Annotated in this window: 14 protein-coding genes; 8 read left to right on the top strand and 6 right to left on the bottom strand. The window is 74.6% G+C overall.

All coding sequences use genetic code 11. The annotated features are described in order from the left end of the window. Positions 1–9 precede the first annotated feature (9 nt). Positions 10–519 carry a hypothetical protein gene (locus ABZS80_RS18480; protein ID WP_355057298.1) on the top strand — a complete coding sequence of 170 codons (510 nt, stop codon included), beginning with the start codon at positions 10–12 and terminating at the stop codon, positions 517–519. A 3-nt stretch (positions 520–522) separates the two neighbouring features. Beyond that, the gene (gene thpR / locus ABZS80_RS18485) at positions 523–1,101 is read left to right on the top strand and encodes an RNA 2',3'-cyclic phosphodiesterase (protein ID WP_355057300.1); all 579 of its coding nucleotides are present in this window, start codon (positions 523–525) and stop codon (positions 1,099–1,101) included. 39 nt (positions 1,102–1,140) lie between these two features. Here the strand turns inward: thpR and ABZS80_RS18490 are convergent, their stop codons facing one another. From ABZS80_RS18490 to ABZS80_RS18500, 3 genes are read right to left on the bottom strand one after another with little or no spacing between them, the layout of a single operon-like run. After that, positions 1,141–2,127: an aldo/keto reductase gene (locus ABZS80_RS18490; RefSeq protein ID WP_355057302.1), complete on the bottom strand. Its 987-nt coding sequence runs from the start codon at positions 2,125–2,127 to the stop codon at positions 1,141–1,143. Between the two features lie 24 nt (positions 2,128–2,151). Then, the gene (locus ABZS80_RS18495; RefSeq protein WP_355057304.1) at positions 2,152–2,844 is read right to left on the bottom strand and encodes a response regulator transcription factor; all 693 of its coding nucleotides are present in this window, start codon (positions 2,842–2,844) and stop codon (positions 2,152–2,154) included. Continuing rightward, positions 2,841–3,995: a sensor histidine kinase gene (locus ABZS80_RS18500; protein WP_355057306.1), complete on the bottom strand. Its 1,155-nt coding sequence runs from the start codon at positions 3,993–3,995 to the stop codon at positions 2,841–2,843. Before ABZS80_RS18500 ends, ABZS80_RS18495 begins: the two co-directional genes overlap by 4 nt. 157 nt (positions 3,996–4,152) lie before the next feature. On the opposite strand from ABZS80_RS18500, the gene ABZS80_RS18505 reads away from it, so the two are divergent. Continuing rightward, complete coding sequence (locus ABZS80_RS18505; RefSeq protein WP_355057308.1) at positions 4,153–4,887, top strand: ABC transporter ATP-binding protein; 735 nt, start codon at positions 4,153–4,155, stop codon at positions 4,885–4,887. Then, the gene (locus tag ABZS80_RS18510) at positions 4,869–7,295 is read left to right on the top strand and encodes an ABC transporter permease (RefSeq protein WP_355057310.1); all 2,427 of its coding nucleotides are present in this window, start codon (positions 4,869–4,871) and stop codon (positions 7,293–7,295) included. Before ABZS80_RS18505 ends, ABZS80_RS18510 begins: the two co-directional genes overlap by 19 nt. A gap of 54 nt (positions 7,296–7,349) precedes the next feature. Here the strand turns inward: ABZS80_RS18510 and sepH are convergent, their stop codons facing one another. The 3 genes from sepH to ABZS80_RS18525 all read right to left on the bottom strand — a co-directional run bounded on the left by sepH (position 7,350) and on the right by ABZS80_RS18525 (position 11,150). After that, positions 7,350–8,438 (bottom strand): septation protein SepH, encoded by a 1,089-nt coding sequence (gene sepH, locus ABZS80_RS18515; protein ID WP_355057312.1) that lies wholly within the window; start codon positions 8,436–8,438, stop codon positions 7,350–7,352. Positions 8,439–8,626: 188 nt separating this feature from the next. Beyond that, a complete protein-coding gene (gene serC, locus ABZS80_RS18520) occupies positions 8,627–9,754 on the bottom strand; it encodes a phosphoserine transaminase (protein ID WP_355057314.1) in 1,128 nt (375 codons plus the stop codon). 289 nt (positions 9,755–10,043) lie between these two features. Then, positions 10,044–11,150, bottom strand: a complete 1,107-nt coding sequence (locus ABZS80_RS18525; protein WP_355057316.1) for a citrate synthase 2 — start codon at positions 11,148–11,150, stop codon at positions 10,044–10,046. 273 nt (positions 11,151–11,423) lie between these two features. On the opposite strand from ABZS80_RS18525, the gene pdxH reads away from it, so the two are divergent. The 4 genes from pdxH (at position 11,424) to ABZS80_RS18545 (ending at position 14,986) form a co-directional block, all read left to right on the top strand. Continuing rightward, positions 11,424–12,053 carry a pyridoxamine 5'-phosphate oxidase gene (gene pdxH / locus ABZS80_RS18530; protein WP_355057624.1) on the top strand — a complete coding sequence of 210 codons (630 nt, stop codon included), beginning with the start codon at positions 11,424–11,426 and terminating at the stop codon, positions 12,051–12,053. Next, the gene (locus tag ABZS80_RS18535; RefSeq protein ID WP_355057318.1) at positions 12,050–13,345 is read left to right on the top strand and encodes an MFS transporter; all 1,296 of its coding nucleotides are present in this window, start codon (positions 12,050–12,052) and stop codon (positions 13,343–13,345) included. Before pdxH ends, ABZS80_RS18535 begins: the two co-directional genes overlap by 4 nt. A 106-nt stretch (positions 13,346–13,451) precedes the next feature. Then, positions 13,452–14,381, top strand: coding sequence for an aldose 1-epimerase family protein (locus ABZS80_RS18540; RefSeq protein ID WP_355057320.1), 930 nt, complete (start codon positions 13,452–13,454; stop codon positions 14,379–14,381). Positions 14,382–14,383: 2 nt separating this feature from the next. Further along, positions 14,384–14,986, top strand: a complete 603-nt coding sequence (locus tag ABZS80_RS18545) for a nitroreductase family protein (protein ID WP_355057322.1) — start codon at positions 14,384–14,386, stop codon at positions 14,984–14,986. Positions 14,987–15,040 lie beyond the last annotated feature (54 nt).

The following is a 15,040-nucleotide window of genomic DNA, read 5'->3' on the forward strand; positions in this document are numbered from 1 at the left end:
CGTCGATACGTGGGAGTGGGACGAGGACTGCTGCTGATACTGGCGATTCTCGCTGTCTGCTGCCTGCCGGCCCTCTTCGCGCTGGTCTTCTGCGCCGACGAGATCATCGACCGGGTGGCCTGCGGCTGGGCCGAGTGGCGCGAACAGCGCCGGGAACGCCGCACCATCGCCCGGCTGGACCGGGCCATCGAGGCCGAGTCGCTCACCCGCGACATCGACCTCACCGAGTTCGACCGGGAGGACCGCCGCCCGCTGGAACAACTCGCCGTCGACCTGCGCCGCCTCGGCGGCCACCGGCTCGCCGCCGCCGACCGCTCGGTGGTGTGGCACGGCGCGGTCATCGACGCGTACGACGAGCGACTGCGGGCCGCCTGCGGGGCGCTCGGCATCGCCGAGCACCTGGCCGAGCTGGAAGGCGTCGACCGGGAGATCGAACGGGTACGCGTCGAGGGCCTCCTGCATGCCGCCGGCCTCACCCTGCCCGCCGCCCGCCCCGGCCACCACCAGCGGCACCGCTGACCGGTGCGGCTCTTCGTCGCGGTCTACCCGCCGAAGCCGGCGGTCGACGACCTGAGCGCCGAGGTGGCCCGGCTGCGTACCGGGGCCGCCGCGGCCGCCGGCACCAACGTCCGGCTGGCCGACCCGGCCAACGCCCACCTCACCCTGGCCTTCCTCGGCGACACACCCGACGACCGGCTGGTCGACGTGGAGAGCGCCCTCGGCCTCGCCGCGCAGACGTTCCGGGACGCCCGGGGCAGCTCCCCGCGACTGCGGCTGGGCGGCGGGGGCAGCTTCGGGCGCGGCCGGTTCACGGTGCTCTGGGTGGACGTCCGCGGCGAGGTCGACGGGTTGCAGGTGCTCGCCCGGCTCATCCGGTCGGGGCTGCGCCGGGCCCGGCTGCCGCACGACGAGAAGCCGTTCCGGGCCCACCTCACCATCGCCCGCCCCGGCGACCGGATCGACCGCGCCGACGTGCTCGCCGACCGGGAGACCCTGCACGACTACCACGGCCCGGAGTGGAGCGCCGACGAACTGGTCCTGGTGCGCAGCCACCCGGGCCCGCGCCCCACCTACGACCGCCTCGCCGCCTGGCCGGTCTGACCGGGTCGGCCGGAGCAGCCGGCCGACCCGGTCAGCGGATCACCAGGCCCAGGCCTCGGGGCCCGGGCCGCCGTTGCCGACCGGCGGGAAGAGCTCGTCGAGCTTCTCCAGCGTGGCCTCGTCGAGCCGTACGGCCAGCGCACCCAGGTTGCGGTCGAGCTGGTCCATGGTGCGCGGCCCGACGATCGGGGCGGTCACGCCCGGGCGGGAGAGCAGCCAGGCCAGCGCCACGTCCGCCGGGTCGTGGCCGAGGTCGGCGCAGAGCTTCTCGTACGCCTCGATGGTGGCCCGGTGCTCGGCGAGCGCGTCGGCCGACCGGCCGCTGGCGCCGCGGGCCGCGCCGCCCTCGGCCATCTTGCGGATGACCCCGGCGAGCAGCCCGCCGTGCAGCGGCGACCAGGGGATGATGCCCAGCCCGTAGTGCTGCGCGGCCGGGACCACCTCCAGCTCGACGTGCCGGGTCATGAGGTTGTAGATGCACTGCTCGGAGACGAGCCCGAGGAAGTTGCGGCGGCCGGCCGCGGCCTGCGCCTGGGCGATGTGCCAGCCGGCGAAGTTGGACGAGCCGACGTAGAGCACCTTGCCCTGGGCGACCAGGGTCTCCATGGCCTGCCAGATCTCCTCCCACGGCGTGGTCCGGGAGATGTGGTGCATCTGGTAGAGGTCGATGGTGTCGGTCTGGAGCCGGCGCAGCGAGTCCTCGCAGGCCCGGATGATGTGCCGGGCGCTCAGGCCCTGCTCGTTGGGCCACTCGCCCATCTTGCCGTAGACCTTGGTGGCCAGGACGACCTTGTCGCGGCGCCCGCCGCCCTGGGCGAACCAGCGGCCGATGATCTGCTCGGTGACGCCCTCACCGGTCTTCCAGCCGTAGACGTTGGCGGTGTCGAAGAAGTTGATCCCGTGTTCGAGCGCCCGGTCCATGATGGCGAAGCTGTCCGGTTCGTCGGTCTGCGGCCCGAAGTTCATGGTGCCGAGGCAGAGCCGACTCACCGACAGGCCGGTGCGTCCCAGGTTCGTGTACTCCATGGGTCCACCCTGGCACGCGGGCACTTAGAGTGCCTCGCTACGCCAGGGTGAACCGATGGGGGTGACCAGGCCGCTGTCGTACGCCACCACCACGAGCTGGGCCCGGTCGCGGGCGTGCAGCTTGGCCAGCAACCGGCCGACGTGGGTCTTCACCGTGGCCATGCTCAGGTGAAGCTCCGCGGCGATCTCCGTGTTGGACAGTCCCCGCCCGATCAGGGTGAGCACCTCCTGCTCCCGCTGCGTCAACCCGTCCGGTGCCCGGCCCGGTCCCCGACCCGGCCTGGGCTGACGGGTGAACTCCTCGATCAGCCGTCGGGTCACACTGGGCGCGAGCAGCGCCTCGCCGTTGGCCACCAGCCGGATCCCGGCGATGAGGTCGGCCGGGAGGGTGTCCTTGAGCAAGAACCCGCTCGCCCCGGCACGGAGCGCGCCGTAGACGTATTCGTCCAGGTCGAACATGGTCAGGATGAGCACCCGGGTGCCGGCGGTCTCGGGCGAGCCGCAGATGTGCCGGGTCGCCTCGATGCCGTCCATCCGGGGCATCCGGACATCCATCAGCACCACTTCCGGCCGTTCCCGTCTGGCCAGGGCGACCGCCTCGGCCCCGGTGCCGGCCTCGCCGACGGCGCTCAGCCCGTCGGTGTGCTCGACCAGCAGCCGGAAACTCGCCCGCAGCAACGCCTGGTCATCCGCGACCAGCACCCGCACCGGCGTCATCCGGCGCCGCCGTACGGGAGGGTGGCCAGGACGACGTAACCGGCCCCGTCGCTCGGCCCGGCGTGGAACTCGCCGCCGTACAGGGCCACCCGCTCCCGCATGCCGAGCAGGCCCTGGCCGGCCGGATCGCGCCGCCCGGGTGGCGGGTTCCCGTCGTCGCGCACCTCGATGCGTACCTCACCGGGGGAGAGCGTGACCTCGACCCGGCAGCGGGCGCGGCCGGCGTGCTTCACCACGTTGGTCAGGGACTCCTGCACGATGCGGAACACCGCCAGGCCAACCCCCTCCGGGACCTCCGCCGCGCCGCGCAGGCGCAGATCCACCGGCACCCCCGCCGCGCGCGTCCGCTCGACCAGCGACCGCAGGTCGGCCAGCCCCGGGATGGGTTCGAGGTCCGGTTCGGGGCGCAGGGTGCCGAGCACGCGTCGTAGTTCGGCCAGTGCTCCCCGGCTGGTGGACTCGATCACCCGCAGCGATTCCCGGGCCTGCTGGGGGCGCTCCTCCGCGACGTGGTTGGCGACCGCCGCCTGCACCGCGATCAGCCCCATGCCGTGCGCGACGATGTCATGCACCTCCCGGGCGATCCGCAGCCGCTCCTCCTGGACCGCCCGTTCCGTGCTCCGCCGGGCCGCGGCGCGCCGCTCCCGCACCGTCCATCCGACGCCCCAGGCGGCAGAGAGCACGAGGGCGGCGAACGCTGTGCCCAGGGAGCCCGGTCCGAATGGTGAGGGGGTCACCGGCAGCATCGCGACGGAGGTCACCACGACGCAGACGGCCAGGACCTGGAGGGAACGGCGGGCCGGCCGGGACAGGGCGACGGTGTAGAGGACGCTGCCGGCCGCGGTCAGCGGTGCCGCCACCGCGTAGTCCGGGATGACGCCGGTGACCAGGGTGGCCGCCACCCCGACGAGCACGACCGCGGTGGCGATCAGCGGGCGCTGCCGGCGCAGCGCCACCGGAGCGCCCAGGGCCAGACCGGCGAACGCCGACACCAGGGGCGGCTCGTGCAGTCCACTCGCCGGCGGCTGCGGCACCTCCAACGCCGCGTACCAGCAGAGCGCGGCGACCGCCCCGGCCAGGAGCAGATCCGCCAGGACCAGCCCGACCGGGCCGAGGCGGCGCATGGGCAGCGGCGGGGCGGCGGCGGTCACGCCATCGACAGTAGTGACCCGGCGGGCCCCTGCGCGTCAGCCCTGGGTCGGACGTTCCCCGGGCCGAGCCGGGCGGCCGGCTCCGACCCGGGTACGAGGGCGAACTGCCCATCCCGGCCCGATGTCTCCGCCGCCCGCGGTGACGATCCTCGGTGCCATGACCACAGCAACGGTTTCTCTCCGCGACGTTCGGATGGTGTACGGCAGCGGACCGCGTCGCGTGCTCGCCCTCGACGGGGTGACGGTGGACTTCGCGCCGGCCAGCTTCACCGCCGTCATCGGCCCGTCCGGCTCGGGCAAGTCCACCCTGCTGCACTGCGCCGCCGGACTGGACCGCGCGACGGCGGGCCGGATCACGATCGCCGGCATCGACGTGGGCGGCCTGGACGAGGCCGGGCTGACCCGGCTGCGCCGCGATCGGATCGGTTTCGTGTTCCAGGAGTACAACCTGGTCTCCTCTCTGACCGCCGAGCAGAACGTGGCGTTGCCGGCCCGGCTCGCCGGCCGGCGCCCGAACCCGCCGGACGTCGCCGCCGCTCTCGCCGCGGTCGGGCTCGCCGAGCGTGCCGGCCACCGGCCGAGCGAACTGTCCGGCGGTGAGCAGCAGCGCGTCGCGATCGCTCGCGCCCTGTTCGGCCGGCCTGCGGTGGTCTTCGCCGACGAACCGACCGGCGCCCTCGACAGCCGCGCCTCCCGGCAGGTGCTCCGTCTGCTGCGCGCGCTCGTCGATGAGCATGGGCAGACCGTCGTCATGGTCACCCACGACCCGGCGGCGGCGACCGTCGCCGACGAGGTGCTGGTGCTGACCGACGGTCGGCTGCTCGACCGCCTGTCCGGACTGGACGCCGAGTCGCTCGTCGCCCGGATGGGCGCGTGGGAGCGTACGTGCTGAGCGTCGGCCCGGCAGAGAGGTTCCGTCGTGCCGCCGGTGCGCACCGCGGCCGGTTCGCGGCCTTCTGGGCCGTGCTCACCGGAACCCTGCTCGTCACGGCGAGCCTGCTGCTTTACGCCTCGGCCGGCACGCGGGTCCCGGACCGGTTCGCCGGTACGGCAGCCGTGGTGCGCAGCCCCGACGTGACCACTGCCGCCGACCCGATCCCCGTCCCGCGCCCCTGGTCGGCCGAGGAGGCGGCGGCCCTGACGCGGCGACTGGCGGCGGTCCAGGGCGTGACGGCAGCCGTCCCCGACCACAGCTTCTACGCCCAGCCGGTACGCCACGGGCGGGCCATGCCCGGGCTGACCGAGGGACAGGGGTGGGCGAGCGTGGCCCTCGCGCCGTACCGGCTCGTCGCCGGCACCCCACCGGAGCGTGAGCGGGAGGTGGTCGTCGACCGCGCGCTCGGCGTGCCGGTCGGCGACGGATTGACCCTGCTCACCGCGACCGGGGCGTCGAGGTGGACGGTCACCGGCCTGGTCGACGCGGCCGTGCTGTACGTCTCCGACGCCGAGGCCCGGCGCCTGGCGCCGGGAGTGCGGGCGATCGGCCTGCTCGGCGCCCCGCGACTCGGGGCGGTGAACGCCGTGGTCGGTGCCGCCGGCACGGTGGTCACCGGAGCGGAGCGCGGCACGCTCGAGCCCCGCGCGGACACCCGCCTGCGGTGGATCGGGACGCAGGTGCTCACCGCGGTGTCCGCCCTCGCCGCCTTCGCCTGCGTCTTCGTGGTCGCCGCGACCTTCACCTTCACGGTCAACCAGCGGCGGCGGGAGCTCGGCCTGCTCCGGGCGCTGGGCGCCACCCCCCGCCAGGTCCGCCGGACGGTGTACCGGGACGCCCTCCGGACCGGGGTGCCCGCCGCGGCGCTCGGTGCGTTGCTCGGGGCGCTGGTCGCCCTGCCCGCCGACGACCTGCTGGTCGACGCCCGGCTCGAGCCCGCCGGTTTCCAGGTCGGACCGCGGGCTTGGCCCCTGCTCGTCGGGCTCACCGTGGGGCCGATCGTGGCCCTGCTGGGCAGCGGCGCCGCCGCCCGCCGAGCGGCGCGGGTCCGCCCGCTAGAAGCCCTGCGCAGGGCCGAGGTGGAGGAACGGGCGATGAGCCGTACCAGGTGGGGCGCCGGACTGGCGGCGACGGCCGCGAGCGGCCTCGCCGGGATCATCGCCGTGACCACCGAGAAGCTTTCCGATCTCGCGACGGCCGCGCTGCTGGGTGCCATGGCGCTGGTCGTCGCGGCGACCCTGCTCGCACCGGCGGTGGTGCCGGTCCTGGTACGGGTGCTCGGCCGGGCGGTTCCCGGGGTGCTCGGCACGGTGGTCCGGAGCAGCGCCCGGGTCGCGGTACGGCGGACCGCTTCGACCGCCACCCCGGTGCTGCTGACCGTCACCTTCGCGGTCTTCATCCTCGGCAACGTCCAGACCACCACCGGCGCGTACGCCGCTGCTCGGGGAGCGGCCGTCCGGGCCGGGTCGGTGCTGGTTCCGGACGGCACCCCGGGGCTGACCGACGCGGCCGTGGCCGGCACGCAGGGCACCGTCCTCCTCCCCACCAGGGTCTACCTGGCCGACACCGTCCTCAGCGCGGTCGGGACCGATCCGGACCGGCTCGGTGCGGCGGCGTCCCGGTTGTCGGTGCTGTCTGGTTCCGTCGCCCAACTGGCCGAGCCGGAGACCGTCGCGGTCCGCCGGTCGACGGCGGAACGGTTCGGCTGGCGGGTGGGCACGTCCACGCGGGTGGCCTTCGCCGACGGGCAACTCACCCCGCTGCGGGTGGTGGCCGTCGTCGCCGACGAGGGCGTACCGGCCGAGCTGCTGCTGGACCGCCGCATGGTCCGACAGCGCGACCCGTCGGCGCTGGCCACGGCGGTCCTGCTGCCCGGTCCGGGACCCTCGGCGACGCCACTCGGCGCGGCGGTGGTGGACGTCGCCACGTACGCGGCGCGCGCCGACGCCGAGGAGGACCGGCTGGTCTGGGTCTTCACCCTGCTGCTCGTCGGGGTCTCCGCCGGGTACGGCGCGCTGGCGGTGGTCAGCACCGTCGCCCTGGCCACGGTGACCCGGGCACGTGACCTGCGGGTGCTGCGGCACGCCGGGGCGACCCGCCGGCAGGTGCTGGTCGCCGTGGCGGCCGAGTCCGCACTCGCCGCGGCGATCGGCGCCCTGGTCGGCGGGCTGGCAGCGCTGCTCGCCCTGCTCGGCTCGGTGGGCGCACTCCGCGAACAGGCCGGCGCGCGCGTCGACCTGGTCGTGCCGTGGCCGACCGTGGCCGGGATCGTGGTGCTGTGCCTGACGCTGGCGGCCGCCGCCGGCGTGGTACCCGCCCGCCGGGTGGTCGCCGGTTCGTTGAGCCGCCCCGCCGCGAGCCGCTGAGATCAACGCATGACGACGGCTCGGCTCACGGCGAACTCCGCGAGCCGAGCCGGGTCAGGAGGACTCGCGGGCCGCCGGGCCGGTGCCGAAGAGGACGTCGTCCCAGCTCGGCAGGCGCTTGCGCGGCTTGCCACCGGCCTCGGTGGACTCGCTGCCGGTGCCGCCGGTCGCCGCCACGGGACCGGTGCGGCGGGGCCGGAGCACGGCCAGCGACGGCACGGCGGGGATCTCCTTCGGCGCGTCCGAGTCGTCGTCGAACGCGGAGCCCTGGCCGCCGCCGAGCAGCGCGGCCGCGCCCCCGGTGACCGCCCGCTGGCGGGGGGCGTCGGACCCGGCCAGCGCGGCCGGGGAGCGGGTGTCCAGACCGCGACCGGACGTGCCGCCGAGCGGCCGGTCCAGCGAGGCGAGCAGCGCGTCCCGGCCGGCGCGGATCGGGTCCCGACCCGGACGGGCGTGCTCGGCGGGCGACGGCAGGCCGTGCCCGCCCCGGCTCGGCTCGCCGCGCGACGGGCCGGGCAGCGCGTGGCCGCCCCGCTCCGGCGCCGGCTCCTGGCCGAGGATCGGCGTGGGCCGCTCGGCGCACAGGTACTGCGCCATGTCGTCGTGCGGCATGACGTTCTGCCGGGTCTTGTCGAGATCCCAGACCGCCTGCGCAGTGGCCTTGCCGGACGGCCAGGTGGCGATGATCCGCCAGGTGCCGTCGTCGCGGCGGTAGGCGTCCCAGGAGATCTTCTCGGTGTCGATCCCGTGCTGGGCCAGCCGGCCGTTGACCACCTCGGCCAGCGGGGTCGGCTTCTCGGCGCCCTTGAGCCGGGTGCGCCGGGCGTGCTGGGCGAGCATGGCCCGCTCCTGGAGCACCGGGCCCGCGTAGCGCAGGACGCGGTCGACCGGGACGCCGGCGATCCGGGCGACGTCCTCGGCGGACTCGCCGGAGCGGATCCGGGCCTGGATGTCCCGCGGGGAGAGCGACGGGATGGGGTCGGCGGCGCTCGGCACGACCGCGAGCGGGGCCGCGCCGGGCTCGGCGTGCAGCGCCGAGGCGATGCGCTCGTCGATGGGCAGGGCGAGTAGGCGCCCGACCTCGTCGGCGAGCACCAGAGCCTGGCCGTCCTCCGAGAGGGCGACGAAGCGTACTGGGCGCATGGGCTTGCCTCCGTCCCGCTTCGCTGGCCGTCACGCCACGAGCCGGCCACCCGGGCGTCTCGGACCACCGTACGCTCATCTACCCCGAGCTTGGGGAAGCGACACTCGGCATGTTGCGACTGAGCTGCGGCGATGATCACGGTGGGTGGTCGCCGGAGCCCCGACGACCACCCACCGTCACCACACGATCAGAGTCGCTCGACCACGTAGTCGATGGACGCGGTGAGCGCCTCCACGTCGGCCGGCTCGACGGCCGGGAAGAGCGCGACCCGGAGCTGGTTGCGGCCGAGCTTCCGGTAGGGCTCGGTGTCCACGATGCCGTTGGCGCGCAGCACCTTGGCGATCGCGGAGGCGTCCACCCCGTCGGCGAAGTCGACGGTGGCGACCACGTTGGAGCGCAGCGCCGGGTCGGTCACGAACGGGGTCGCGAACGACGAGCGCTCGGCCCAGCCGTAGACGATGCCGGCGCTCTCGGCGGTGCGCTTGGCCGCCCAGGCTAGCCCACCCTGCGAGTTCATCCAGTCGGTCTGCTCGGCGGCCAGGAAGATGGTGGCCAGCGCGGGCGTGTTGTAGGTCTGCTCCAGCCGCGAGTTGTCGATCGCGGTGACCAGGTCGAGGAAGGCCGGGATGTAGCGGCCCGACTCCTTGATCTCGGTGGCCCGGGCGAGCGCGGCCGGCGACATGAGCGCCAGCCAGAGGCCGCCGTCGGAGCCGAAGCACTTCTGCGGGGCGAAGTAGTAGACGTCGGTCTCACCGACGTTGACCTCCAGGCCGCCAGCGCCGGAGGTGGCGTCGACCAGCAGCAGCGAGCCCTCGTCGGCGCCCGGCACCCGGCTGATCGGCACCGCCACGCCGGTGGAGGTCTCGTTGTGCGGGGTGGCGTAGACGTCCACGCCCGCCTCGGCGACCAGGGTCGGCGCAGTGCCCGCCTCGGACTTGCGCACGGTCGGCTCGCCCAGGAACGGCGCGTCCTTGACCGACTTGGCGAACTTGGCGCCGAACTCGCCGAAGCTGGCGAACTGGGCCCGGTCGCGGACCAGGCCGAAGGTGGCGACCTCCCAGAAGGCCGTGGTGCCGCCGTTGCCCAGCACCACCTCGTAGCCCTCGGGGACGGAGAAGAACTCGGCGATGCCGCGGCGCAGCCGGGCCACCTGGTCGCGGACCGTCTTCTGGCGGTGCGAGGTGCCCAGGTAACTGGTGGCGACGTCGGCGAGCGCGGAAACCGCCGCGGGACGGACCTTGGACGGGCCGCAGCCGAAGCGGCCGTCGGCGGGCCTGATGTCGTCGGGAATCCGGATGGTCGGTGCGTCAGCCACGGTCTTCTCGATCCTTCCGCGTGGGCGAGTGGGCCCTGTCAGCGGGGCGCGGAACGACGGCGGCCACGCGCGGGCGCGCGGCGGAGCCGGGTCCGAGCCCGGTCCGGCGGCACTGCCGGCCTTCATCCTCGCACCCGCGCCGCCCGCCCCGGCGGCTGGTCCCACCCCCGGAGCTGAGGCATGCGCCACAGCACGAAGGGCCCGGTCCGTCGCGGACCGGGCCCTTCGGGGCGTTAACAGGGGGCCCTTCCTCTACAGGAGGCGTTAAGAAGGGGCCCTTCCTTTCAGCTCAGACGCCGTGCGGGATGGCGTCCCAGCCCTCTACCTGCTGGGGCTTGCGGCTGCCGGGGCCGACGTAGCGGGCCGACGGGCGGACCAGCCGCTGGAGCTTCTTCTGCTCCAGGATGTGCGCGGACCAACCGCCCATCCGGGCACAGGTGAACATGGAGGTGAACATGTGCGCCGGCACCTCGGCGAAGTCCAGCACCACGGCCGACCAGAACTCGACGTTGGTGGCGAGCACCCGGTCCGGGCGGCGGGCCTGCAGCTCGGCCAGGGCGGCCTTCTCCAGCGCTTCGGCGATCTCGAAGCGGGGCGCGCCCAGCTCCTTGGCGGTGCGACGGAGCACCCGGGCGCGCGGGTCCTCGGCCCGGTAGACCCGGTGGCCGAAGCCCATGAGGCGCTCGCCCCGGTCGAGGACGCCCTTGACGTAGCCCTCGGCGTCGCCGCTGCGCTCGACGGCCTCCAGCATGCTGAGCACCCGGGACGGCGCGCCGCCGTGCAGCGGGCCGGAGAGCGCGCCGATGCCCGACGAGATGCAGGCCGCGGCGTCGGCGCCGGTGGAGGCGACGATCCGGGTGGTGAAGGTGGAGGCGTTCAGGCCGTGCTCGGCGGCCGAGATGAAGTAGGCGTCGACGGCCTTGACGTGCCGCGGGTCGGGCTCACCCCGCCAGCGCTTCATGAACCGCTCGACGATCGTCTCCGCCTTGTCGATCTCCTTCTGCGGCACGGCCGGCAGGCCGAGGCCGCGGGCGGACTGGGCGACGAAGGACAGCGCGGTGACCGACACCCGGGCCAGGTCCTCGCGGGTCTGCTCGTCGGAGATGTCGAGGAGCTGGTTGAGCCCCCAGTACGGGGCCAGCATGGCGACCGCGGACTGCACGTCGACGCGGATGTCGCCGGAGTGCACCGGCACCGGGAACGGCTCGGCCGGCGGCAGGCCCGGGCCGAAGCGCCCGTCGACCAGCAGCGCCCAGACGTTGCCGAAGGAGACCTGACCGATCAGATCCTCGATGTCCACGCCGCGGTAGCGCAGCGCGCCGCCCTCGCGGTCCGGTTCGGCGATCTGGGTCTCGAAGGCTACGACGCCCTCCAGGCCCGGTTTGAAGTCGGCCATGTCGTCTCCTGGCTTCCGGCGGTGGTGGTTGCCGCGCGGGCTGACGGACCCGCGGCTTTGGGTGACCCTCAGGGGTGTGTTCGGAACATCTTGCCTGCTCGGCAACCGGCTCCGCGACCCGCGGCGAGTGTGCGCCACATGACATCCCCGCCGGTGGACAAGCTCACGGGCTGGAGAAGACTGGACGCTGGGGCCTGGCCAGCGTCGGGGGACGCCGGCATCCCCGGGAGAGGGACGACGAGAGTGACGGGCGACACACCTGCCCCGGCCGGGATGCGTAACGAGTACGCCGCCGAGCTGGGCCTTTCCGAATCGGATCTCGCGCCGGACTGGCACACCCAGTTCGCCCGCTGGTTCGCCGACGCGGTGGCGCATCCGCTGCCCGAACCGAACGCCATGGTGGTCGGCACCGCCGACGCCGACGGGCGGCCGAGTGGCCGCACCGTGCTGCTCAAGGGGTACGACCCGGACGGGTTCGTCTTCTACACCAACTACGGCTCCCGCAAGGGCGGCGAGGCGATTGCCAACCCGTGGGCCAGCCTGGTCTTCCCCTGGTTCCCGATGCACCGGCAGGTGACGGTCACCGGTCGGGTGAGCCGGGTCGACCGGGCCGAGACCGAGGCGTACTTCGCCGCCCGGCCGCGCGGCTCCCAGCTCGGGGCCTGGGCCAGCACACAGTCCCGGGTGGTGCCGGACCGGGCGGCGCTGGACGCGGCGTACCGGGCGGCTGCCGAGCGCTTCGCCGGCGTGGACGAGATCCCCGCGCCGCCGCAGTGGGGCGGGTTCCGGGTGCGGCCGGAGACGGTGGAGTTCTGGCAGGGCCGGGCCGGCCGGCTGCACGACCGGCTGCGGTTCCGGCGTACCGGGGACGGTGCCTGGGTCACCGAGCGGCTGGCCCCGTGACGGGGGTGAAGGAGGCCCGGCCGCGCGGAGCGCGTCGCTGGGCCATCGACCTGCGTCCGCTGGGCGTGCCCGCGTACCGCCGGGTGTGGCTCGGCAACGCCGTGGCGATGTTCGGCTTCCAGTTCACCGCCGTGGCGGTGCCGGTGGAGATGTTCGACCTGACCGGCGGCTCGTTCTGGGTCGGCCTGCTCGGGATCGCCGGCTTCCTGCCGCTGCTGGTCTTCGGGCTGTGGGGCGGGGCGGTCGCCGACGCCCGGGACCGGCGGCGGGTGCTGCTGGGCGGGGGCGCCCTGCTCTGGGCGTCGACGCTGGCGCTGCTGCTCCAGTCGCTGCTGCGGGTGGGCAGCCCGGTGCTGCTGCTGGTCCTGGTCGCGGTGCAGTCGATCGCGTTCGCGGTCACGTCGCCGACCCGCAGCGCGATCCTGCCCCGCCTGGTGCCTGCCGAGCTGGTGCCGGCGGCCAGCACGCTGAACTTCACCACGTTCACGGCGACCTCGGTCTTCGGGCCGCTCGCCGCCGGCCTGATCTTCGCCACCTGGCACACCGATGCGGGGCTGCCGATCGCGTACGGGGTCGACGGGCTGCTGTTCACCGTGTCGCTCTGGGCCACCCTGCGGCTGCCCGCCATGCCCCCCGAGCCGGACCCGGACGGTGACGAGACACCGCGCAGGGCGGGCCTGGCCAGCATCGTCGACGGGCTCCGCTACCTGGCCACCACGCCGGTGCTGCTGCTCTCCTTCGCCATCGACCTGATCGCCATGATCCTGGCCATGCCCCGGGCGCTCTTCCCCGAGCTGGCGCACGAGCGCTTCGGCGGCGGGGCGGCGGTCGGCTGGCTCTACAGCGCCATCGCCATCGGCGCGATGCTGGGCGGCCTCACCTCGGGCTGGATCGGCCGGGTGCGCCGGCAGGGGGTCGTGCTCGTGGTGGCCGTGGTCGGCTGGGGTGTGGCGATCGCCGCGGCCGGGCTGGCCCGCCAGCTCTGGCTGGTGGTGATGCTGCTCGGCCTGGCGGGCGCCGCCGACCTGGTGAGCGCGACCCTGCGCCAGTCGATGCTGCTGATCTACGCGCCGGACCGGATGCGCGGCCGGCTCCAGGGCGTCAACACGGTGGTGGTCGCCGGCGGCCCGCGCCTGGGCGACCTGCGGGCGGGCGCGATGGCCGCCGCGTCCGGCACGACCATCGCCATGGTGGGCGGCGGCCTCGCCTCGGCCATGCTCGCGGTGCTGCTGGTGGCGATCTTCCCGGCCCTGCTCCGCTACCGGGCCGCCGGGGCGGGCGAGCGGACCTGACCGGGGGCCCGGTGCGGGCCGCCGCTCCGGGCCGGACCGGCCGCACGCTGGGACGTTGCCGGGCGGGCTGAGCGCCGGGTCGGTGCGACGGACTAAGGTCGCCGGCATGGAGACCGACGCACGCCCGTCCCCGTCCGGAGCACAGTGGACCATCGCGGCCGGCGGCCACGAGGCCGTCGTGGTCGAGGTGGGCGGGGGCCTGCGGACCTACCGCCACGACGGGATCGACTACCTCGACGGGTACGAGGCGGACGAGCTGGCCCCCGGGTCGGCCGGTCACGTGCTGGCGCCCTGGCCGAACCGGATCCGGGACGGCGTCTACACCTTCGGCGACCGGTCGTTGCAGCTCGACCTGACCGAGCCGGCCCGGCACAACGCCATCCACGGGCTGGTCAACTGGGTGCGGTGGCAGCTCGTGGAGCAGTCGCCGGAGAGCGTGACGATCGGCTACGAGCTGCCGCCCAGCCCCGGCTACCCGTGGGCGCTGCGGTTGCGGAGCCGGTGGAGCGTCGGGGCGGACGGGCTGCGCGCCGACCACGAGGTGACCAACCTGTCCGCCGAGCCGGCCCCGTTCGGCTTCTCCGTGCACCCCTACCTGCAACTGCCGAAGGTCGGCGTGAACGAGCTGACCATGCGGGTGCCGGGGCGGACGCGGGTGCTGCTGGACAACCGGCTGCTGCCGGTGGCCGCGACCGAGGTGGCCGGCTCCGAGTACGACTACACCGAGCCCCGCGCGATCGGCGACGCGGTGCTCGACCTGGCCTTCGGTGACGTGGTGCGGGACGCCGACGGCGGCTCGTCGGTGACCCTGGCCGCCCCGGACGGTTCGGCGGCGGTGCACATCTGGGCCGACGGCGAGTTCGGCTGGTGGCAGGTCTTCACCGGGGACACCCTCACCGGGGAGCGGCACCGGAGGTCGGTGGCGGTCGAGCCGATGACCTGCCCGGCCGACGCGTTCCGCTCCGGCAAGGACCTGATCACCCTGGCCCCCGGGCAGACCTGGCGGGGCACCTGGGGCATCCGGCCCGGGGTGTGAGCGTGGAGTTCGCCGAGGTCGTCCGGCGTCGCCGGATGGTCCGCAACTACGACCCGGACCGCCCGGTCCCGCCCGACGTGGTGGACCGGCTGCTCGACCACGCCGTCCGGGCCCCGTCGGCCGGGTTCGCGCAGGGCTGGGGTTTCCTGGTGCTGGAGGAGCCGGCGGACCGGGAGCGGTTCTGGGCGGCGGCCACACCGGGCGGCGGCGGCCGGGAGCGCTGGCTGGCCGGGATGCGCACGGCCCCGCTCATCGTGGTGCCGCACGCCAACCGTTCCGCGTACCTCGACCGCTACGCGGAGCCGGACAAGGGCTGGGCGGACCGCTCCGAGGACCGCTGGCCGGTGCCCTACTGGTACGTCGACACCGGCTTCGCGGCCCTGCTCATGCTGCTCACCGCCGTGGACGAGGGCCTGGGCGCCTGCTTCTTCGGCATCCCGCCGCAGCGGATCGCGGCGTACCGGGAGGCGTTCGGCGTGCCGGCGGGGTACCACCCGATCGGCGCGATCACGGTAGGTTACCGGGCACCCGACCACCGGTCACCGTCGCTGCGGCGCGGTCGCCGGCCGGTGGACGAGGTGGTCCGGCGGGGCCGCTGGAGTTGAGCGTGGTTCAGCGCGTCCGGCCCGGGTATCGGCGGTAGCGAAACCGACATGAGG

It is taken from the genome of Micromonospora sp. NPDC005305 (genome assembly GCF_040607315.1).
GTDB lineage: Bacteria > Actinomycetota > Actinomycetes > Mycobacteriales > Micromonosporaceae > Micromonospora.